This window comes from Solitalea longa (genome assembly GCF_002920915.1).
Taxonomy (GTDB): Bacteria; Bacteroidota; Bacteroidia; order Sphingobacteriales; family Sphingobacteriaceae; genus Solitalea; species Solitalea longa.
Genome location: NZ_PQVF01000011.1, coordinates 58190 through 80053, shown reverse-complemented (window position 1 = coordinate 80053; position 21864 = coordinate 58190). Strand labels below are relative to the sequence as shown.

The following is a 21864-nucleotide window of genomic DNA, read 5'->3' as shown; positions in this document are numbered from 1 at the left end:
TACAGAAAATACATTGAAAGCTGTGTCGGAAACGATGCAGCTTTTTTTTGTCTGAATTTTTACTGAAGAGAATTTATTAATCGTGGCGAAGTAATAGTTTGAATTAGTCTCCTGATTTAATTACCGCTTTATTTTTTTTCATTTCATAAGCCCTAATCGCTTGTTTGAGAGATTTTTAATTTATATTTAAGTAAGTAAACGCTCAATCTTATGAAAAGAATTTTAGTTCTAATTACAGCCACTTTAGTTATAGCTGCAGCCTGTAAACGCAAAGAAAATCAGGAGCAAATAGCAGCGGCTCATAAAATTACCGAATCCAAAGTAGCAACTATGGATTCACTTTATAATTTGATGATCGCGCAACAGATTCGTACGATAACTGAACGTGACTCATTAATAAAGGTTGTTAAATCTGAAAGCGATAGTGCTTATTTAGCTTTGCGTAATCGCGCCAAAGGCGTGTTGCTTCGTCAACGAGAATTAATTGACTCTATGGGAATTGTTGTAGATCATCACAAAAAATTATTAGATAGTATACCTGTACTTGAGAGTGGCAGGCAACAGGTTTTGGCTGATCAGGTTTTAATGAAACAAACACAAGAAAAACTGGTGAAACAATATATGGACTTAAGAAGCAGCTTTAAAAACCTAAGAGTAAGTGTTGATGAAGCAGTAAAATAAACGATATCAAATAAGAGCCAAAGGTTAAACTTTGGCTCTTATTTATTTATAGCTTTTCTTTTCCGGCAAGAATCTGAAAGAATAATTTGAAGTCGCTGCCTAAACTCCATAAAGGATACTGAAATGTGGCAGGTTTGTTCTTTTCAAAAAAGAAATGTCCTACCCAGGCAAATCCATATCCCACAACAGGGATCAATAATAATAAGGATGCTTTATGAAACAATACCGCAGCTGGAATGATCAAAACAACTATTCCGGTGCCTATAAAATGTAATCTTCTGCTTGTGGTATTTTGGTGCTCCGATAAGTAGAATGGATAAAACTCATTAAAGCTTTTATATTTTCTTTCCTGCGTCATTTACAAATAATTTAAGGTTAATTTTCTGGATTAAGAACTGCTACAAAGCCGCCTCCTGGCTGCATTTTTATAGTTATATTTTGATTTCCGTTAACACTTTCTGTTTTCCGCTTATAATCTGTACCTATACGGTCGGCATTGATACCATCCTCAAAATAAGTGGCTGTAAACTTCTTGTTCTTTAAAAAGCCAAGTGAAATTTGAATATCTCTTGCGCTCTCATTTGTTAACGCCGCAATATACCAGGTTTCTCCTTTTCTTCGAGCAATAGCCAAATACTCTCCAATTTTCCCAGATAATGGCACCGTTTCGTCCCAAACAACCGGAACTGTGGAAAGAAAATTTAACAGGTCGGGCTCTTTTTCATAATCGGTTGGAGAATCGGCTAACATTTGCAGAGGGGCATAAAAACATACAAATTTAGCCATTTCATGGCAACGCGTGCCCATGCTCATAGGTCGTTCGAAAACAGACCGGAAATTAGCTTCAGTAGCATTTCGGGTGGCACCAGGGGTATAATCCATTGGGCCTGCAAGATTTCTTAAAAAGGGGAGTTGGGTATCATGTCCTGGTTTCATGGCTTCCCATTTGTTCTGTTCAAGGCCATACACCGCCTCGTAATTGATCACATTTGGGTATTTGCGTTCCAAGCCCGTGGGTTTACAAGCTCCATGAAAATTAACCATAAGCTTTCTTTTAGCGGCTTCACGGGCAATTCGTTCATAAAATTCCATAACCAATTGATCATCTCTGTCCATAAAATCCACTTTTATGCCCGCAATGTTCCATTTCTGAAACTGATCAAGCGCCTGCTCCAACTGTCTGTCGAGCGTATGCCAAACCATCCAAACAATCAGCTTAACATTTTTCTTTTTAGCATAATCAACAATTTCGAGCATATTGATCTTGTCAGATAACTTCAATAGGTCCGTTTGTTCCGACCAACCTTCATCCAGATTTACATATTCAATATTATTACGAGCAGCAAAATCAATAAAGTATTTATAAGTTTCAGTATTAACTCCAGATTTGAAATCAACACCTTGAAGTGTATTAGCATTCCACCAATCCCAGGCAACTTTGCCCGGTTTTACCCATGAAAAATCATCGGAATTTTTATCCTCAGCCAGCAAAAAAACAATAGGATTGTTAAGTAATGATTTTTCATCATCAGTAATCGTAACTATTCTCCATGGAAACATCCTTGACCCTTCGGCTTTTGCAATATAATCTTCCGTTTTTATCACATTCAGGTTGAAATTATTCATACCACCCAACTGTGTTTCGTGAGGATATTTAGGGAATTCAGCCATTAATGAATAAGGTTTGTTCTTATTTTCAACTAAATACATACCTGGATAGCTGTACAAATTAGCCTCGGTAATAGCTATTTTAATATTGTTAGCGACATTAATTATACTTGGTAAGCAGGCATAAAGCGAATCGAGAGTTGATAATTTTTTTGTCGCATATACAGTTTCATAACCATGCCAGTTCCCTTTTTGGCCTAATGCGGTTATGGGATAATCTTCATTAAAGTTGAGTTCGAACTGTTCATTTTTAATAAAAAACGGATTTTTAAAGGATGTAATAAATCGATAGGCAACTCCTTCATTATAAGCCCGGACGGCCAATGAGTAGTCTCCTTTAAAGTTCAAGATCAGCTCGTTGTAATTATTTTTATAGGAGGAATTGGTGCCGTATAATGGTTTTATTTCAGAATTAACTGCGTTTGATGAACTCTTTTTAACCACAGGAACACTACCCAGTATTTTACCATCAGCGAGTTGCAACCCAATTGACGAATATTGCACAACTGTTTGGTTGTTGAAATCTACTTTATAGCTCAAATTATTATTGGTACTGATCGTTAATTTCAGTTGATGGTTCGGAGAGGTAACCGAATATTCCTGGGCTTTAGAGGTATAGCCCACTAATAGGATCAGGTTGAAAAGTAAGAGTTTCTTTGGCATATGATTAGGATGAGCGTTAAAAATATTGATTTTTGACTTATTTTCTGCTACTATTCAAATTCCTATATTTGCAATCCGTTTTAAAAAGTTAAGAAGAAGAAACATGCTAAACGAACAAGAAATTCAACGTCGCGAAGGGTTGAAAGAATTACGCCAATTGGGCATCAACCCATATCCAGCTGAATTATTTGAAGTTAATGCTCACGCTAAACAGATAAAAGATACTTTTAAGGAAGGTAGTACTGAGTTTCAGTCGGTTTCGATTGCCGGCCGTATAATGAGCAAGCGCATTATGGGCAACGCCTCTTTTGCTGAATTGCAGGATGCTTCAGGTCGTATTCAGGTATATATTGCTCGTGATGAAATTGCCCCAGGAGAAGATAAAACCCTTTATAATACCGTATTTAAGAAGATCTTGGATATTGGTGATTTTGTTGGGATTAAAGGTTACGTTTTCTTCACAAAGACCGGCGAAATTTCTATTCATGCCAGCTCATTGACGGTATTAAGTAAATCGTTAAAACCTCTTCCTGTAGTTAAGCGTGATGAAGAAGGTCATGTTTTTGATGGATTTACTGATCCGGAATTGCGTTATCGTCAACGTTATGTTGATTTAACGGTTAATCCGGAATTTAAAAATATTTTCATTACTCGTTCTAAGTTAATCAGCACCATGCGCCAATATTTCGATTCGCATGGCTGGTTGGAAGTGGAAACGCCGATTTTGCAAGCTATTCATGGTGGTGCAGCTGCACGTCCATTTAATACGCATCACAATACCTTAGATATGCCTTTATTTTTGCGCATAGCTAATGAATTGTATCTAAAGCGCCTAATTGTGGCTGGTTTTGATGGTGTTTACGAGTTCGGTAAAATGTTCCGTAATGAAGGAATGGACCGCACTCATAACCCTGAGTTTACTTCTATGGAAATCTATGTATCTTATAAAGACTACAAATGGATGATGACCATGACTGAAGAAGTAATTGAAAAAATAGCATTGACTTTGCATGGAACTACCAAAGTGCAGGCATGGGGCAATGAAATTGATTTCAAAGGTCCTTATGAGCGCTTAACCATGTATGGGTCAATTGAAAAATATACGGGTATCGATGTTTCGAAAATGAACGAGGATCAGTTGCGCGAGGTATGTAATAAATTGCATATTGAAGTGGACGAAACCATGGGTAAAGGAAAATTGGTGGATGCAATTTTTGGTGAAAAAGTTGAACATTTGTTAATTCAGCCAACCTTTATTACCGATTATCCAATTGAAATGACTCCTTTGGCTAAAAAACATCGTACCGAAGACGGTTTGGTGGAGCGTTTTGAGCTGTTTGTAAACGGTAAAGAAATTGCCAATGCGTACTCGGAGTTGAATGATCCTATCGATCAGCGTGAACGCTTTGAAGAGCAGTTGAAATTAGCAGCCAGAGGTGATGATGAAGCAATGGCGATGGATGATGACTTTTTAAGATCTTTGGAATACGGGATGCCGCCAACGGCAGGTTTGGGTATTGGTATTGATCGTTTAACAATGTTGATGACCAACCAAAGCACGATTCAGGAAGTATTGTTCTTTCCTCAAATGCGACCAGAAAAGAAAGCCGCAGTAAGCACTGATGAAGATTTTGTTGCGTTGGGTGTTCCAGTAGAATGGGTTCAGGTTATCCGTAAAATGGGTTTCAATACTACCGATGATTTTAAGACAGCGAATCCAAATAAAGTGTTTAACGATATGGGCGGATTGAAAAAGAAAATGAAGCTGGATATTAAAAATCCTTCGTTGGAAGAAGTAAAAGCCTGGTTTGCATAAGATCAGCATCTTAATAAAAAATGAAAGCCCCGAAATTTTCGGGGCTTTCATTTTTTATTAACTGGCTTATGTTATTTGTGTCTGTAAACAAGTAATGCCTCGGTAGTTCCATCCGGGCTGGTTTCAGCAGTTTTTAGAGTGAAGTTCTCTTCGGTTAAAGTATACTCTCCCAATAAGTTTTCAGGTCCATCTGCCGAAGCTTTTACCAAAATTTTATTCCCATCAATTCTATATGTTAATGTAGTAATTGCAGCATTTCCATGGGCGTCAACCTGCGTTTTGATCTTGTCGCCTTTAAACTGAATTTCCAGTTTGTTTTTTTCGGCATATTGAGTTATTGGAATATTAAACTGATTGGTCAATTGGTTGTGCGAATCATAAACCTTAACATCGGCACTTTGAAGCATCCACGTACCATCGAATGTTAAAACAGGCTCGTCTTTGTGGCATGAAGAGAAGAAGGTTAGGCATCCTAAAATAGCGATCAACAAAAGATGGCCTTTTTTCATATTATACTTGTTTTATAGTTAATTAAAAATGAACAATAGTTATAATCCTTATTACGCAAAAGGAGGATCGATAGTTACGCTTGTTTGTTGCATAAAGGTTGAAAAGATTGGATCCATAAGTAAATGGGTTGATTTTGTATCTTGGCCGCCTAAATAAAAGTATATGTTAAATGCCCTTGAATTTTCGTGGTTTGTTGAATTAAAAGATGAATTTGAAAAGGATTACATGATCCGGTTAAAGGCTTTTTTGCAGCAAGAGAAAGATAATGGTACGGTAATTTACCCCAAGGCAACAGAGATATTTAATGCTTTTAACTATACTCCATTTGATAAGGTAAAGGTGGTAATTATAGGCCAGGATCCTTACCACGGGGCAGGGCAGGCTCACGGATTATGTTTTTCGGTTCAAAAGGATGTAGCAGTGCCGCCTTCACTCAAAAATATTTATAAAGAACTTGAAGCCGATTTAGGACTTAAGGCGCCGGGGCATGGCTCTTTAACTGAATGGGCACAACAAGGTGTTTTATTATTGAACGCAACGCTTACCGTTCGTGCAAATCAGGCAGGATCACATCAAAATAAAGGATGGGAGCAATTTACCGATACTGTTATTAAATGCCTGTCGGATAAAAAAGAAGGATTGGTTTTTATCTTATGGGGAAATTATGCGAAAGCAAAAGCAGCACTAATCGATGAGAAAAAGCACTTTATATTGACTGCAGCCCATCCCTCACCGTTTTCGGCCTATAATGGATTTTTAGGCTGCAGGCATTTTTCTAAAACCAATGAATTACTGGTTAAACAAGGTTTTGCACCTGTTAACTGGCAAATTACTTCTCAATAAGAATTGGTAATGAAGGCTTGATATTGCTGGAAAGAATCATCATGGTGCTTTGGTGACCAATTTCTTCAATCTTGCTCAATTTTTCTAAAATAATACTTTCGTAGCTTTTCATGTCTTTGGCAACCAGTTTAACCACAAAGTCGGATGAACCAGTTACGTGGTGACATTCTACCACTTCATCGATCTCATTGATTTTCTTGATGAATCTATTTCTGGAATCCGGAATGTTTAGGTTAATAGTGATCTGAATAAAGCACTTAACAGTAAATCCAAGTGCTTCTTCATCAACTGAAGCATGATAGCTTTTTATATAGCCCTGATTTTCCAGTTTACGAACACGCTCTAAAGTAGGAGCCGGAGATAAACCAATTTCATTGGATAATTGAAGGTTGGTGATCCTGCCATCTTTTTGTAAAAGCTTGATAATATGCAGGTCTATTTTATCGAGATGATGTCCGTTCATTGTTTTTTATTTGCTACAAAGGAGCGAATAAATTCATCGCCAAACAATATTTGGTCAAAATATTTTTTGGATATTTTAGGTTAGTCTAAATTATATGTTAGATTTGTCATAACTGCAATTATGAACTCATATACAGAAGAGAACTATTTAAAGGCTATCTATAAATTAACCGAACAAAGTGAGGGCAATATTACCACCAACGCCATTGCTGAAGTAATGAATACCAAAGCGGCTTCTGTTACCGACATGGTTAAAAAACTAGCCGATAAAAAACTCGTGAATTATGCTAAATACCAAGGGGTTCGGTTAACTAAAAAAGGGGAAGATATAGCCATTCAAATTATCAGAAAGCATCGCTTATGGGAGTGTTTTTTGGTTAATAAGCTCAATTTCAAATGGGATGAAGTGCATGATATAGCCGAAGAATTGGAGCATATTAATTCAACAACTTTGGTCGACCGGCTCGATGAGTTTTTAGGTTTTCCCAAATTTGATCCCCATGGCGATCCGATACCTTCTAAAAACGGTATTTTCTCAGCCAATAATTTTTATAAACTGCTCAAGCTGAATGAGGGCGATATTGGTAAAGTAGCAGGGGTTTGCGATCACAGTAATACTTTTCTGCAATACCTCGAAAAGCAAAAATTGGGATTGGGCACCTCTATCTCCTTAACAGAAAAAAATGAGTATGATCAATCGGTGGTCATAACCACTGCCGACGGTAGAGCAATATTCTTAAGTAAGGAAGTAGCAAATAATATTTTGGTAGCGATTTAAATATGTCTGAAGTTCACAGTACTAGTTCATTAGGAGAGGTTCATTCGAGTGTGGATATTCCTGTAAATAAAAGCACCTGGAAACGACTATTTGCTTTTATTGGTCCGGCTTATTTAGTGAGCGTTGGGTATATGGATCCCGGAAATTGGGCCACGGATATAGCAGGAGGGAGCAAATTTGGGTATCAGTTGATCTGGATTTTAGTGATGTCGAACCTTATGGCTTTATTACTGCAAAGCTTAAGCGCCCGACTGGGCATCGTGCGCGGGTTGGATTTGGCTCAGGCTTCCCGAAAAACCTATCCTGCATACATTAACATTCCCTTATATATTCTTGCCGAAATTGCCATTGCCGCATGTGATTTAGCAGAAGTTATTGGTATGGCAATAGGTCTTAAATTGTTGTTTGGTCTTCCATTGATTTGGGGTGTGTCAATCACTGTTTTAGATACGTTGATCATTCTCTTTCTAATGAATAAAGGCATCCGGACAATGGAAGTTTTCATTGTTTCGATGGTATTCATTATTGGGATGTCGTTTTTGGTGGATGTTTTTATTGCGCAACCCAACTTTCATGAAGTTGCAAAAGGTTTTAAACCTTCTATACTTAGCGGCGATGCCTTATATATTGCCATTGGAATTATTGGTGCCACCGTTATGCCGCACAATCTCTACCTGCATTCGTCATTAGTTCAAACCCGTAAAATTGCCAATGAGTATAAAAGTTTGAAAGAAGCCCTGAAGTTTAATCTCTTTGATACGACGATTGCGCTTAATCTGGCTTTTTTAGTGAATGCTTCCATTCTTATTTTAGCTGCTGCCGCATTTCATAAAAATGGTTATTACGAGGTTGCTGATATCGAAGATGCACATGAACTTTTGAACTCTATATTTGGTTCATTAGCACCAGCACTGTTTGCCATTGCCCTTATTGCCTCGGGCCAAAGTTCAACAATTACAGGTACCCTAGCTGGCCAGATAATTATGGAAGGTTATTTGAACCTTCGAATCCGTCCATGGTTGAGACGATTGATGACGCGTTTAATTGCAATTGTACCGGCGCTTATTACCATTTTATGGTTTGGAGAAGATCAACTAGGTGAACTGTTGGTGTTGAGTCAGGTTGTATTGAGCTTGCAACTAGGTTTTGCAATTATCCCGCTAATTCATTTTTGTAGCGACAAAACTCAAATGAACGGTTTCGCCATAAAATCATGGGTTAAAGTATTGGCTTGGGTTAGTGCTGCACTGATCATCTCATTAAATGTTAAATTAGTTATTGAAGAAATTAGCGGCTGGATAAAAGCTGCCGATTCAAATGTGATCTATATTTACATCTTTGTTATTCCGATTGCCATTCTAACAGGCTGCTTGTTAGTATATGTAATCTTTGCACCTTTTGTTCGTCGTAAGAGTGCAATTGATGATTTTGTGCCACATGGCGAAGCAATTTCAATTGAAAATCCAGATATTATCGAGTACAAGCATATTGCTATTACGGTTGACTTTTCGGAGATAGATAAAAATACCATCCGCAATGCATTAGGGCAGGGCGGTAAAAATGCGCAATACACGCTTATACATATTGTTGAATCGGCCGGAGCGCAATACCTTGGCAGTAAAATAAATGACTTTGAAACCCGTAGTGATGCCGAAAACCTTGATAAATATGTTGCCAGAATCACCAATCTCGGTTATAAGGTAAATGCGCAAATAGGTTATGGAAATCCCGCAAAGGCAATCTCTCAAATTGTAAATAACAATGATATTGATTTTTTAGTAATGGGTGCGCATGGGCATAAAGCCTTAAAAGATGTTATCTTTGGGGCCACAGTTGACACGGTTAGGCATAAAGTAAATGTGCCTGTATTAATTGTGAAATGATAAAGGTTGAATTTACAAAATGCCGTATCAGTTAAAAAATGAATTAAAACTCATTCTTAACAACGCGGAATCCATTCGTTTTTATTTGCATGTCATCAAACAATATCAATATAAAAAATAAGAAGGCTTATTTCGAATACCATATTATCGATAAGTATTCGGCTGGAGTTAAATTGCTGGGTACCGAAATTAAATCGGTTAGAGAAGGTAAAGTCAATATAAATGATGCATTTTGCGCATTTATGGATGATCAGTTATACATCCGTAACATGCATATTGCGGAGTATTCGCATGGGTCATTTTATAATCATGAAGCCAAACGCGATAGAGTGTTGCTTTTACAAAAAAAGGAACTGAAAAAACTCGTTCAAAAAACCAAGGAAAAAGGCTTTACAATTGTTCCCTTATACATGTTTGTTAACGAACGCGGCTTCGCTAAAATAGAAATTGCGCTGGCTCAGGGTAAAAAAGAGTTCGATAAACGAGAAAGCATTAAGGAAAGAGATGCTAAAGTGGAAATGGGACGATTGCGTAAATTGTAGAAGATAGATTTACGATTTTAAATTGAATTGCCCCAATCTGTAATCGTAAATCTATATTAATAAATTTACCAGGCTTTGTCGCCAATTAATGGTACGAATCTAAATTGGGCGAATTCTACCTTTTCAAATTCTGTTTCTGAAACTCTTATAACGGTGGTCATTGTTTGCACATTTTCATCGCCTACCGGAATAACCATAACTCCACCAACAGCTAACTGTTTCAATAATGTATCCGGAATGTTAGGGGCTCCTGCAGTTACCAAGATCTTGTTAAATGGGGCCTTATCGGCTATTCCCATTGACCCATCACCTAAATAAAAATTGGGTTTATAACCCAGTTTAGGTAAAAACACGGAAACTTTATCATACAATTCTTTTTGGCGTTCAATCGTATAAACATTGGCACCAAGTTCCATTAAAATTGAAGTCTGATACCCTGAACCTGTACCAATTTCCAAAACCTTTTCCCCTGACTGGATATGCAAAAGTTCGGTTTGGTAGGCAACGGTGTAGGGTTGAGAGATCGTTTGGCCTGCATCAATTTTCAAAGCCTTATCCGCATAAGCCACTTCAGCAGCATATTTTTCAATAAAAAAATGACGGGGAATTTTCTCAATAGCCTTTAAAACCAGCTCATCCTTAATGCCTTTTTCCTTAAGTTGCTTTACCAGTACCTTTCTTAATCCTTTATGTTTATACGAATCGAGCATTAATTTTAAACTATAGTTAATAAAAAATCAAAATTACGAAAAAATGGTTCAATTTTTGATGCCAGCGCGGTTTATTTGTTATGCTTTTCTATTTTTACTTCATAACTCAATCTGAAATTCATGTCTAACTTTAAACCAGTAACCATATTTATTTTTCTATTATTTGTTTCTATTGCTGTAAAAGCCCAGGACATTTCGCCCTACAAATTTAGTTTAGGATTGAATGTAATGAGTTATAATCAGCAACTTCCAATAACCGGTTCTGACTTTAATGATAATAATTACGTGGCTAATTATATTAATGGATTAGTATTTAAAGTAAGAAATAATTTGTTTTTATGGAGATCCGGATTTCAGTATAACCGTTATGAGGATAATAATTCAACTGCCGAATGTGCAACTTGTCCTCAAAGCACTGGCAAATATGAAACGTTTAGGATCGGTGCAGGTTTTGAAAAGGAGTATTTTTATGGGAAGGTAAGACCTATTCTTGGTCTTGACCTGTTTTATTACCGATCTGATTATAAAGGGAATTCTGCCGTAGGAACTGCAAATGAAATTTTATTGACCAATAATCGAAACGGAGCGGGGTATTCTCCTTTTGTAGGTATTAAAATATTTCCGGTTGATTTTATTACCCTAACAGCTACCACCAGCTTTGCCGGGATTTGGTATCATGAAAGTATAAAATCAGAGCAAGTGAGCACGGGTATCAGGACTACTACACCCGGCGACTATCATTATGATTCGATATTTAACCCTGTTGCGGGATTAACAATAACCTATAACTTCGGTTCGCAAGACTAATACGGATCAACATCAATTTTAATCAGGCTGTTTCGGTTTTCTTTTTGTGTATAAAAAAGATCTATGGCTGCCTGAATAACCTGCTTAACTTTCGTTATCGAAACGCCTTCTTTTTCCACTTTTATCAGCAACGTTTTGATATAGTAATTACGGATACGACCTATCAGTGGAAATTCGGGTCCCAGAACGCGTTTACCCAGTTGTCCTTTTAATTCTTTAGCCAAAAACTCGGCCGATTCATTCACCTGATTTAAATCCTTATTCTTAATATCAATTTGAATTAAACGGTAAAACGGGGGGTATTGGAATCCGCTACGTTCTGCCAGCTCCGATTTAAAAAGCTGATCGTATTTATTGTACATTACCCATTCTATAACCTTATGATTAGGTTGGTTGCTCTGAACAATTACCTTGCCTCTGCTAGCTCTTCTTCCTGCTCGCCCGCTAACTTGTGTCATCAGCTGATAACTTCGCTCAAATGCCCTGAAATCAGGGTAGTTTAGCATCGCATCAGCATTTAAAACGCCAATTAAACTTACGTTCTCAAAATCAAGGCCCTTAGTAACCATTTGGGTGCCTACCAAAATATCTATCTTCCGCTCCTCAAAATCGTTAATCAACTGCTGGTAACCGTATTTGCTACGGGTGGAATCGAGATCCATACGAGCAATACGGGCGTTTGGAAGAAGAATGGCCAACTCATCTTCAATTTTTTCGGTTCCAAATCCCTTTTGTTCTACCTGTGTGCTTCCGCATGCCGGGCATCGATAAAAAATATCCTCCTTAAATCCGCAATAATGACAATGAAGCTTGTTGTCGTGCTTATGATAGGTAAGACTTATATCGCAATTAACGCACTTGGGTGTAAATCCACAGGTACCACACATTAACATAGGTGCATATCCACGGCGATTTTGAAAAAGAATTACTTGTTCCTTGCGGTTAAGGGCCAGCTCAATTTCGGTATAAAGTAGTCCGGAAAAATGTGAACGCATTGACTTTTGCTTGCGTTCCTGCTGTAAATCGGCAACTTGTATTTCTGGAAGTTGAACACCTCCAAAACGCTCGTTCAATGAAACCAATTTATAGCGATTACTGGTGGCGTTGTAATAACTTTCAACAGATGGTGTTGCTGAGCCTAACAAAATGTTAGAACCATGCAAATTGGCAAGAAACAAAGCTGTATCTCGTGCATTGTAACGAGGGGCGGGATCAAACTGTTTAAATGAGTTTTCGTGTTCTTCATCAACAATGATCAAACCTAAGTTAGCATAGGGTAAAAAAACAGAAGAACGAGCGCCTAAGATTATTTTGTATTGATTGTTCAGCGTTTTTTGCCACACTTCGGCACGTTCGTTATCGTTGTATTTAGAGTGATAAACACCTACATTGTCGCCAAAATAAGCTTGTAAGCGTTGAATCATTTGAGCGGTAAGTGCAATTTCCGGCAAAAGATAAAGAGCCTGCCGACCTTCCTTTATGCAGTTTTCAATTAGTTTTATATAGATCTGAGTCTTGCCCGAAGCAGTAACACCGTGCAATAAAACAGGTTTCTTTTCACTGAGTCCTTCCGAGATTTCTTCGAAGGCGGTTTGCTGGGCAGCTGATAATGTATAATTTTTTATCAGTTCGATCTCTGGTTCTGAAAAACGACTTACTTCTTTTTTTTCTAATCGGAAGATGTCCTTCTCAACCAAGGCATTGAAAGCTGCAGGCGATGAACCGCTTTCTTCCATCAGTTGTTTTTTAGTAATTGAAGGCTGCATTTTAGAAAGTCGAAGATAAACCATCAGCAGGTCAACTTGCTTAGGAGCCCTTTCCAGTATAGAGAACAACTCCTTAAGCTGATTCTGATCATTATAAACCCGATGAAGCTTTACAAAGGTTTCAATTTTAGGCTTATAACGGTTATTTAACTCTTCAGAAATTAAGACAATTTGTTTTTCAGTAAGTGATTTAATGAGCGGCATTACGCTTTTCTGGCCTAACACTTTCATTACATCATTAATACTCAATTCATCCTTTACTTCCAACGCTTCAACCACTAAAAACTCTTTGTCGTTTAAAAGGTTTTTATCAAACTCTTGTTCACGGTTTAGCAAAATTTTGGTTTCACTTGCCAATTTCATGGCAGTTGGCAAGGCCGCATTCATCACCTCGCCTATATAGCACATATAGTACGACGAAATCCATTGCCATAATCTCAACTGGTTTTCTGTAACCAACGGCCTTTCGTCGAGAATAGAGATGATGTATTTTGCCTCGTAAAGGGCTGGTGCATCGGTTGTCAATTGATGAACCAAAGCGGTATAGATCTTGTTTTTGCCAAACTGAACCACAACACGCTGACCAATCTGAATGCTTTGGTTATATTCGTAGGGTACCCGATAGGTGTAATTGCGTGAAATGGCTAAGGGTAAAATAACTTCAGCGAATAGAGTTACCCGATCGTTATATTCACCCGTATGGAGTTTTAGCATATAAGTTTGAAGTGTGGTTTTAGAAGTTTTAATCTGCGTCAATCTAAAATATAAATCGCAGCTCAAATTTCTAAATGGTAATTAAATGCGCTCGCGCATTGCTCCTATAAAGATAGACATCCAGCCTAAAATAAAAGCAATACCTCCTATAGGGGTAAGTATGCCTATAAATCTTGCATTTTCAAGACCAATTACATCTTTTATAGCCAAAAAATAGAGGGAGCCTGAGAATAAAATAATGCCGGCAATGAAGAACCAAACAGCCCGTAAAAATGAACTTTTAACAGAGATTTTAGGATAAAATGCAAGAACAAGTAAGACAATGGTATGGTAAAACTGATATTGAATACCTTTTTCCCAAATAGAAATCTGGTAGTCAGTTAATAAAGGTTTAAGGCCATGCGCTCCAAAGGCGCCTAAACCAACTGCTAAGGCTCCTGAAAAAGCCGCAGTCATTAAAACTTGTTTTTGCATGTACGGAAGGTTAACTTGATTAATGTATAGGAAACAAAATTAGCAACAGTTTACAATAAGTAAACAATAGAAAATGTAAAAGTATATTTTTGTTTAAAATCATCTTCAATGAACAAATTTCTGGCAGCAGTTATAGTTTTGGTGGTGGCAGTGGTCACCATTGTCTTTTTCTATTTCAGAAGCCTCAATTCCAGTCTTGCACAATCGCAACCATTAAAAGCTATACCGGCGTCGGCAGCGTTGGTGGTTGATCTTCAGCATAGCAATGAGTTTTTTACCCTGGTTAAGAAAAGTAAATTACTTGAAAACCTATTCACTGCTCAACAATTAAATAAACTGAATGATTTGAATAAGTCATTCCTTCAGCATGCCGATTTAAACCAGGTTTTAAATGATCAGCGAATTCTTATTTCCTCACATGTGGATAGCTCTGGCAAAGCCGGAATGTTATTTATTATACCGATTGAGGATAATTTGTCGGATAAATTTTTTGAGCATTTAATCGATGAGGAAAACAAAGGAAGATATAGCGCTTCCAAATTTTCAGATATCACTATCTATACCATGCAAACCACCAATAACGAACCATTTGTTTTTTGTCGTTATAATGGTTTGTTAGTGGGTAGTTTCGATAAGCACCTCCTGGAGCAGAGTCTGGACCTCCAATTACATCAAGAAGGAAAAGCGCTGGAAAACTTAATTAAAGTTGATAATAATCAAACCCGGGCTGTTCAGGCTAGCTTGTATATAAATTACAGCAATTTGAGCTCTTTCATTGATATATTTCTTCCGCAACCAAATAAGGAAACGTTTTCTTTTTTAACGGAGATTGCGAAATCGAGCAATTTGAATTTGAACTATAAGAGTGATGCTTTGATGTTTAATGGAATTACCGAGGCAAGTTTAACCAACTCTGAGTATCTGGCTATGTTTTTAAATCAAAAGCCCCAAATTGTTAAAATTCCCAGAGTAGTTTCAGCTAAAACAGCTGTTTTGATTGATTTTGGAATTGATAATTATGGACAGTTTAAAAAAGATCAGAAAGTTTATTTAGGGCAGAAAAAGCAAATGGCCTCTTATGAAAAATGGTTGGGCGAGTTTAACAAAGCTTATAAAGCTGATTTTGAAAATGATTGGGCCAGTTTTATGGGTAATGAGTTTGCCCTTGCAATTTATGAAAACAGCGGTGCTCGGGCGTCTGAAGAACAACTAGCTATCATAGCTTTAAAGGACACATCAAAAGCAATCGAATATTTTCAGAAAATTATTGAAAAAGGCAGCAAACGCGATCAGCTATCGAACCGTACTACCCAGTATAAAGGGTTTTCTGTTATTTATCTTAATTATCCTGATGTTTTGACGAATGCATTAGGCCCGATTTTTAAAGAAATTAAACGACCTTATATGGCTATTGTCGATAAATATTTGATCGCGGCAATTTCTCAAAGTAGTCTTCAAAATTTTATAGATGAATATTTGCAGGTTAACCCCTTGCAAAGCGATAAAGACTATCAATCATTTGCAAATTATATTAATGAACAGTCGAACATTTACATTTACCTGAATAGAGCCAATAGTCAAAATATGCTAGCTGGTGGGATAAATAAGGAGTTTACTGATTTTGTAAAAGGCGCAAATGGTTTTTCAAATTACTATGGATTAACATTTCAGTTAAACTCAAGCGAAGGGGAATTCTTTAGCAATTTAAACCTGCTTTATTTGCCTCATTCAGAAAAGCCCAAGGAAACAATCGATTCTGCTTCTTACCAAATAGCAACCACCTTTAACCTGGATGCCGACCTTTTAAAGCAGCCATTGAATTTGAAGCTTGAAAAAGGCGATGATGCCTTTGTTTTAGTGGATAAGCAAAATCAAATGTATTTGGTAAATGAAGCGGGAAGGTTACTTTGGAAACTGAAACTGGACAATCCGCTTTTAGGAAATGTAAACGTTAAAGAAAGGGATGGAAAACCCATCCTGATTTTTAATACTTCGTCAAAGCTGTATGCCTGTGATGAGAATGCCAAACCTTTACCTGGGTTCCCAATAGTATTTAAAAAGAAATGTACAGCTCCTGTGTCGGTTTTTGATTACGAAGGAACGCAGGACTACCGGATTTTCACCTGCTTTAATAATAAATCAGTATATGTATTTGATCTTTCGGCAAAGGCCGTGGAAGGCTGGAATCCGAAACAAAATGCAGGCTACATTGAGAAAGGCTTCCAAATGGCGAAGGTGGCTGGAATTACCTTTTTATTTACAGTCACCAAGGATAATAAATTCTGTTTTTACGACCGAAAAGGAAAAACTTTAACAAATGGAAAGCTTCCTAATAAAGTGAATAATGATTTTTATCCAGTGACGAATCGCTCGGCAACTGATTCAAAATTCGTTAGTACTGATACAGCAGGAAACATCGTAACTATATTTTTTGATGGACGATTACGCTCCAAAAGCCTGGGCACCTGGTCGGAAAAACATTTGTTCGCTATGCGTAATATTGTGGGGGATCAAAAGCCGGAATATGTTTTCTTCGACAAAAACCATTTGTTTGTTTACTCAACCGACGGCTCATTGATCTATGATTACGAACCTGAAGTTGGTCAGGTTTCTCCGAAGATTCAATTTTTTGAACAGACTCCTGATAAATATAGTATAGGTGTGCATCTGCCTGAAACTAGTCAGCTAATTGAATTAACCGAGAAAGGTGAACTGGTTTCCGGTTTTCCGATAAATGGCAATTCTCTCTTTACTGTATATAATTCAAAATTGTACAAGAACGCAACGGTTATAACGGGTACTTCAAATAAAAAGGTGATCATTTACAAGAAATAATCAAGAGAAAAAACTTATATAGTGTTGTGTAACAATTGAATATTTTTTCGTTTTTGAATGAAACTATCTGTTTGGCGTTCAGTATAAAAATAATTAATCATAAACGTCTGCCTTTATTAACTGCTTGTATCGTATGAAACAACGCCTTACGCTCATTATTACTTTATTATTGCTTTCATCAGCGGTTTTTGCGCAACGAATTGCTGTGTTTGGCTCTGGAACACTGTTTGAATCGCTTGAAAACCCTGCGATAAGAGTTTTAAAAAGTGATTGTAACTTGGTTCAATTCAATTGCTTCATTCCTTCATTTACAGCCGATACAAGGATTTTTGGTGATGCAGATACTTTACTTCGAAATAATGCATTAAACAAAAGCCGCACGCTTTATCATATTCCCCCTCTTGCAAATCCACAGAATGTAAACTATTGGGTTGGTACTACTTCCATCAATTGGATCGCAGCCAAAATCCTGCTCGATTATCGCACACATTCCGAATTGCTGATTGATGTATCTTCGAAAGCTTACGGAACTGGCAATATAAAGAATGAGGCAGTTTCAACATTTAATAGTAATAATCTTGAAGTGGGAAGTTATTCCAATCAATTTGTTACCAATAGTTATGGCGGAGCTTACACGCAGGTAGCCTTTGGCTTTAGCCGAAGTATAAATGACTTTTTAACCGCCGGGATTAAGCTCGGTTATGCAAGTGGTATAAACTATGGTGATCTTAAATTCACTAATACCCGCATGGATATTCAACAAAGCTTAAATGAGCCCGAAGAAAATGAGTTGTTTTTAAGTTTAACCGGTTCATCCAAACTATTGGGTAAAACTGATTCATTAACGGCAAACCATTTCCTGCCTAATTTTAAAAATCCAGGTTTTACCTTTTCAGCCGGTGTAAACGCTCAGTTTAATGAAGATTGGGAAGCTTCGTTATATGTGAAAGATGCAGGCTTTATAAACTGGAATGATTTTAACCGTGAAAAGGTTTATGATGGCCGACGTTATATAAACGGTATCTTATTGAAAGACTATTCTGTTGATAGCGTAAAAAATCTCCTGAAATTTAACGATACTACTATTACTCAAAAGCATTTTCGTACATCATTGCCGGCACGTTTAGAAGGTGGGGTAAGTGGTAAGATTTTACCGTATTTGCGTTCGTCTTTTTTCGTGTCTATGCCGCTTCAGAATTGGCAATCGGATTTGGCGATCATAAATGATTTCTTTTACAAAAATTATCATTTCCTGCTGCAGGCTCAATATAATACCAATAATGCTTTTCAGGTGGGGACTCATTTTATGATAAAGTCAAGAGTGTGTGATTTTATCATTGGTTCTGATAATTTATTAGGAACGATAAAGTTGATTAAAGCCGCCAATGACGACACGTTTTATTATTATGATTCCCGCACAACAGCAAATGTAAACTTCGGAGTGGTGTTTAAATTCGGTAAGTGTTATTATGCCGAAACGGCGACCTATATACCTATGGATGATAAAAAGAAAAGCCGAACCGCCCGCAGACGAGTTCAGCGTACCAAAGATTTTGGTGAATAGTATATTATCCTTTAGCCTGAGTGCTTACAAAATCCTTAAGGTAAAATGGTTCGAAATAAGCTACATTTTCGAACTGTTTTTGCTCAAACTGCTTATAAGCCAGCGGAGCAATATAACGGGCCGAATTAACTGAATCTTCGATGAAAATGGCATTGGATGTGGTCAATACTGATTTGCATTTCTCTGCGCCATTTCCAAAGAAAATAACACGATTGTTGCTTAGCAATTCGGCAAACGAATCTTCATTAATTATAGCTGCATTTGTTTCCTCGATTACTTCTAATTGATCATTATAAACGGCAGTAAAAACTTCCATTCTTCGGGCATCAATCATCGGGCACAACAGCGTATCTTTCGTATCAATCCCTGTTAATAAAAGACCATTGGCCATTGCTTTAAGTGTGTTTATTGCAATTAGTGGCTTATCCAGTGAATAACAAAGTCCTTTCGCCGTAGAAACACCAATGCGTAACCCTGTGTAAGAACCGGGGCCCATACTTACTGCTACTGCATCCAAATCAGAAGGAACACGCCCTGCTGTTTTGAGCACTTCTTCAATAAATAGTGTTAGTGAACTTGCATGAATATTAGGACTAGTTTCTTCTTTATAAGCGATCAGTTGTTCGTTTTCCGACAAGGCTACCGAGCAGCAGGCTGTAGCAGTTTCAATACTTAAAATTAGGGCCATGATAAAAAGAAAGGCGAAAGCTTTTCTGCTTTCGCCCTCAAAAATAGCATTTTTAATGTTTTAGTTTTTAATTGCCAGTGTTGAGTTATACTGATTCGTATTGCTTAACACCTCAATGGCTTTTTTAACATCTTTATCTCGTTTTAAAGCAGACTCTATTTTACCTTTTTGATAATAGTAACGCGATGAAATTTCATTTTCAAGCAACGTTGTTATTTCTTCTTTAAACTTCACTAAATCAGATAGTTTGTCATGTTTTAATGAGTTTTTAAGTTTTTCATAATCAGGTTTGATGGCCTCGAAGTACTTTTCTTTAACTGCAGCATTTTTATAATCCTCAAGTGTTTTTTCGCTTGCGGTTACATAATCATAATCTTTATCAGCTAAGTATTTTTCGAAATCAGTAAAATCAGCATCTGTGAATTTGAAGTCTTTGGTAGGGCTAATGCTTGCATGTTTATTCCGATAAGTTGTAGCATAGTCGAAGATCAATCCTTTGCTGATCAAGCTTTGAGAAATACTGCTTAAAGAGATTTGATCGGTAGCGAAATCAGGAGTAACGCCACCACCATCAAATACTTTACGACCGTTAACGGTTTTAAATTCGCGGATCAAAGAGTCAGGGATCTTACCAACACTACCATCAGTATTTCTGTGGGTATAGTCCAATGCCTGTATACAACGACCGCTTGGAATGTAGTATTTGGCAACTGTGATCTTCATTTGAGTATTGAAGGCCAATGGTCGGGTGTTTTGAACCAAACCTTTACCAAAAGTGCGTTGACCAACAATTACACCACGGTCAAGATCTTGTATAGCACCAGAAACAATTTCGGATGCTGAAGCCGATTGACTGTTGGTTAATACCGCAACCGGAATATTTAGATCAATTGGCGCATTAATGGTTTTATAATTACGGTTATTATCAACAACCTTACCCTTGGTGGTTACTATTAGTTGTCCACGGTCAATAAACACATTGGTTACATTAACGGCTTCGTTAAGTAATCCTCCCGGATTTCCTCTTAGATCAAGTATAATGGCCTTTAAACCAGCGTTCTTTTTCAGTTCAGCTAATGCCTCTTTTACTTCATTACCCGCATTTTGGGTAAATCCGGTAAGTTTTATGAAACCAACATTTTCGTTGATCATGCTATAATAGGGCACATTTTTAATTTTGATCTCCTGGCGGGTTAATACCTTTTGAAATTCAGTTTTTTCTCCCGGACGTAAAAGTGTAAGGGTAACTGTTGTATTGGGTTGACCTTTTAGGAAGGTAGTGATGTCGCCACTGGTTTTACCTTTTACCGGTCGGCCATCAACAGCAGTAATGATATCACCGGCCCGTAACCCAGCCTGTTGTGCAGGTGAGCCTTCATAGGGTTCGTTGACAATTATTTCTCCTCTGCGCTGCATTATTGTTGCCCCAATACCACCATACTGCCCTGTGGTCATAAATTTCACATCTTCAATTTCAGATTCGGAGTAGAAATTAGTGTAAGGGTCCAATGATTTAAGCATGGCATCAATGCCAGTTCGCATTAATTTAGCCGGTTCAACTTCATCAACGTAATTAGTATTCACTTCACGGTAAAGAGCTGAAAAAATGTCAAGATTCTTAGAAATTTCAAAGAAGTCATCAACAAAAGCCATGGAGCCGAGAGAGCCAACTGCAATGGCTGAGATTAAGAGCGTTTTTTTGTAGCGTTTTAACATAATAAAATCAATCTTACACCTAGTCTCAAAAATTATTCCTATGGATAATTATACGTAAATAAATTTAATGTTAAGGAACAGGGTCATGTCCATGACCACCCCATGGATGGCAACGTCCAATACGTTTTACGGTTAATAATCCACCTTTCCAGGGGCCATGCTTTTTTATTGCCTCTACACCATATTGCGAACAGGTAGGAGTAAACCGGCAATTTTGACCCAGTAGGGGAGAAATTGCATACTGGTAAATCCTAATTAAGGCAATAAAAACAGAATTGAAAATTTTGTTTAGCATCAATCGTTTGGCAAACTTTTACCTATCTCTTTACTTAAACGAATTAGCATTAATTTAAGCTTTTTTTCTAACTCTTCGAACGTAAAAATGTCGTTTCCAATATAACTGCACATAAAAACAATACGAAAATCGTGTTGTGAAAGAAAGGGGTAAAGTAAAGATTGTTTGTTTAAACGATAGGCTTCGCGGATAAGACGCTTAACACGGTTACGTTTATTTGCTCTTTTAAATCGTTTTTTGGATACGCTGATTAAAATTTGAGCAGAAGATACCTGGGAATTGTCGCTTGAGGGAATCCAGGTAATACGGAAAGGGTATAAAAGGAAAGAAGAACCATTTTGTAGTAACTCATTAATGAGCAGTTTACTACATAATCGTTCTTCTTTTTTAAAAGTATTCATTGATAATTTGAAACCGGATTTTTTAGTGGACTAAAATGGCAAATCCAA

Annotated in this window: 20 protein-coding genes; 9 read left to right on the top strand and 11 right to left on the bottom strand. The window is 37.2% G+C overall.

Translation table 11 applies throughout. The annotated features are described in order from the left end of the window. Nucleotides 1-210: 210 nt before the first annotated feature. Nucleotides 211-681: a hypothetical protein gene (locus C3K47_RS15305; RefSeq protein WP_103790030.1), complete on the top strand. Its 471-nt coding sequence runs from the start codon at nt 211-213 to the stop codon at nt 679-681. A 46-nt stretch (nt 682-727) separates the two neighbouring features. Here C3K47_RS15305 and C3K47_RS15300 read toward each other — a convergent pair whose 3' ends face one another. Continuing rightward, nucleotides 728-1039 (bottom strand): DUF962 domain-containing protein, encoded by a 312-nt coding sequence (locus C3K47_RS15300; protein ID WP_103790029.1) that lies wholly within the window; start codon nt 1037-1039, stop codon nt 728-730. A 17-nt stretch (nt 1040-1056) separates the two neighbouring features. Next, nucleotides 1057-3012, bottom strand: a complete 1956-nt coding sequence (locus C3K47_RS15295; protein ID WP_103790028.1) for a glycoside hydrolase family 97 protein — start codon at nt 3010-3012, stop codon at nt 1057-1059. 103 nt (nt 3013-3115) lie between these two features. Between C3K47_RS15295 and lysS the strand changes: the two genes are divergently transcribed. Further along, nucleotides 3116-4828 carry a lysine--tRNA ligase gene (gene lysS / locus C3K47_RS15290; protein ID WP_103790027.1) on the top strand — a complete coding sequence of 571 codons (1713 nt, stop codon included), beginning with the start codon at nt 3116-3118 and terminating at the stop codon, nt 4826-4828. A gap of 71 nt (nt 4829-4899) precedes the next feature. Here the strand turns inward: lysS and C3K47_RS15285 are convergent, their stop codons facing one another. After that, entirely contained in the window at nt 4900-5337 is a 438-nt protein-coding gene (locus tag C3K47_RS15285) for a hypothetical protein (RefSeq protein ID WP_103790026.1), read from the bottom strand. Between the two features lie 163 nt (nt 5338-5500). On the opposite strand from C3K47_RS15285, the gene ung reads away from it, so the two are divergent. Further along, nucleotides 5501-6181: a uracil-DNA glycosylase gene (gene ung / locus C3K47_RS15280; RefSeq protein WP_103790025.1), complete on the top strand. Its 681-nt coding sequence runs from the start codon at nt 5501-5503 to the stop codon at nt 6179-6181. Here ung and C3K47_RS15275 read toward each other — a convergent pair. Beyond that, the gene (locus C3K47_RS15275; RefSeq protein ID WP_103790024.1) at nt 6168-6644 is read right to left on the bottom strand and encodes an Lrp/AsnC family transcriptional regulator; all 477 of its coding nucleotides are present in this window, start codon (nt 6642-6644) and stop codon (nt 6168-6170) included. The genes ung and C3K47_RS15275 overlap by 14 nt on opposite strands. A gap of 120 nt (nt 6645-6764) precedes the next feature. Here C3K47_RS15275 and C3K47_RS15270 point away from each other — a divergent pair, with 120 nt between their 5' ends. The 3 genes from C3K47_RS15270 to smpB all read left to right on the top strand — a co-directional run bounded on the left by C3K47_RS15270 (nt 6765) and on the right by smpB (nt 9846). Beyond that, entirely contained in the window at nt 6765-7421 is a 657-nt protein-coding gene (locus C3K47_RS15270) for a metal-dependent transcriptional regulator (protein ID WP_103790023.1), read from the top strand. A 2-nt stretch (nt 7422-7423) separates the two neighbouring features. Further along, the gene (locus tag C3K47_RS15265) at nt 7424-9304 is read left to right on the top strand and encodes an Nramp family divalent metal transporter (protein ID WP_103790022.1); all 1881 of its coding nucleotides are present in this window, start codon (nt 7424-7426) and stop codon (nt 9302-9304) included. 89 nt (nt 9305-9393) lie between these two features. Next, a complete protein-coding gene (smpB, locus tag C3K47_RS15260; RefSeq protein WP_103790021.1) occupies nt 9394-9846 on the top strand; it encodes an SsrA-binding protein SmpB in 453 nt (150 codons plus the stop codon). Between the two features lie 65 nt (nt 9847-9911). On the opposite strand, the gene C3K47_RS15255 is transcribed toward smpB, so the two are convergent. Next, the gene (locus C3K47_RS15255; RefSeq protein ID WP_103790020.1) at nt 9912-10556 is read right to left on the bottom strand and encodes a protein-L-isoaspartate(D-aspartate) O-methyltransferase; all 645 of its coding nucleotides are present in this window, start codon (nt 10554-10556) and stop codon (nt 9912-9914) included. A gap of 120 nt (nt 10557-10676) precedes the next feature. Between C3K47_RS15255 and C3K47_RS15250 the strand changes: the two genes are divergently transcribed. Beyond that, the gene (locus C3K47_RS15250) at nt 10677-11363 is read left to right on the top strand and encodes a hypothetical protein (RefSeq protein WP_103790019.1); all 687 of its coding nucleotides are present in this window, start codon (nt 10677-10679) and stop codon (nt 11361-11363) included. Here C3K47_RS15250 and priA read toward each other — a convergent pair. Beyond that, nucleotides 11360-13843, bottom strand: coding sequence for a replication restart helicase PriA (gene priA, locus C3K47_RS15245; RefSeq protein WP_103790116.1), 2484 nt, complete (start codon nt 13841-13843; stop codon nt 11360-11362). The two genes, C3K47_RS15250 and priA, sit on opposite strands and share 4 nt — an antisense overlap. Nucleotides 13844-13924: 81 nt before the next feature. Beyond that, on the bottom strand, nt 13925-14317 hold the full coding sequence (locus C3K47_RS15240; RefSeq protein WP_103790018.1) for a DUF423 domain-containing protein: 393 nt from the start codon (nt 14315-14317) through the stop codon (nt 13925-13927). Nucleotides 14318-14425: 108 nt separating this feature from the next. On the opposite strand from C3K47_RS15240, the gene C3K47_RS15235 reads away from it, so the two are divergent. Together C3K47_RS15235 and C3K47_RS15230 are read left to right on the top strand one after the other, a co-directional pair. Then, complete coding sequence (locus C3K47_RS15235; RefSeq protein WP_103790017.1) at nt 14426-17152, top strand: DUF3352 domain-containing protein; 2727 nt, start codon at nt 14426-14428, stop codon at nt 17150-17152. A gap of 133 nt (nt 17153-17285) precedes the next feature. Continuing rightward, nucleotides 17286-18716, top strand: coding sequence for a DUF5723 family protein (locus C3K47_RS15230; protein ID WP_103790016.1), 1431 nt, complete (start codon nt 17286-17288; stop codon nt 18714-18716). A gap of 4 nt (nt 18717-18720) precedes the next feature. On the opposite strand, the gene tsaB is transcribed toward C3K47_RS15230, so the two are convergent. From tsaB to rnpA, 4 genes are all read right to left on the bottom strand, one after another. Continuing rightward, on the bottom strand, nt 18721-19404 hold the full coding sequence (tsaB, locus tag C3K47_RS15225; protein ID WP_103790015.1) for a tRNA (adenosine(37)-N6)-threonylcarbamoyltransferase complex dimerization subunit type 1 TsaB: 684 nt from the start codon (nt 19402-19404) through the stop codon (nt 18721-18723). A gap of 60 nt (nt 19405-19464) precedes the next feature. Further along, nucleotides 19465-21120 carry a S41 family peptidase gene (locus C3K47_RS15220; RefSeq protein ID WP_103790014.1) on the bottom strand — a complete coding sequence of 552 codons (1656 nt, stop codon included), beginning with the start codon at nt 21118-21120 and terminating at the stop codon, nt 19465-19467. Nucleotides 21121-21190: 70 nt separating this feature from the next. Beyond that, nucleotides 21191-21415: a membrane protein insertion efficiency factor YidD gene (yidD, locus tag C3K47_RS15215; protein ID WP_103790013.1), complete on the bottom strand. Its 225-nt coding sequence runs from the start codon at nt 21413-21415 to the stop codon at nt 21191-21193. Next, a complete protein-coding gene (rnpA, locus tag C3K47_RS15210) occupies nt 21415-21816 on the bottom strand; it encodes a ribonuclease P protein component (protein WP_103790012.1) in 402 nt (133 codons plus the stop codon). The genes yidD and rnpA overlap by 1 nt, the downstream gene beginning before the upstream one ends. Nucleotides 21817-21864: the final 48 nt, after the last annotated feature.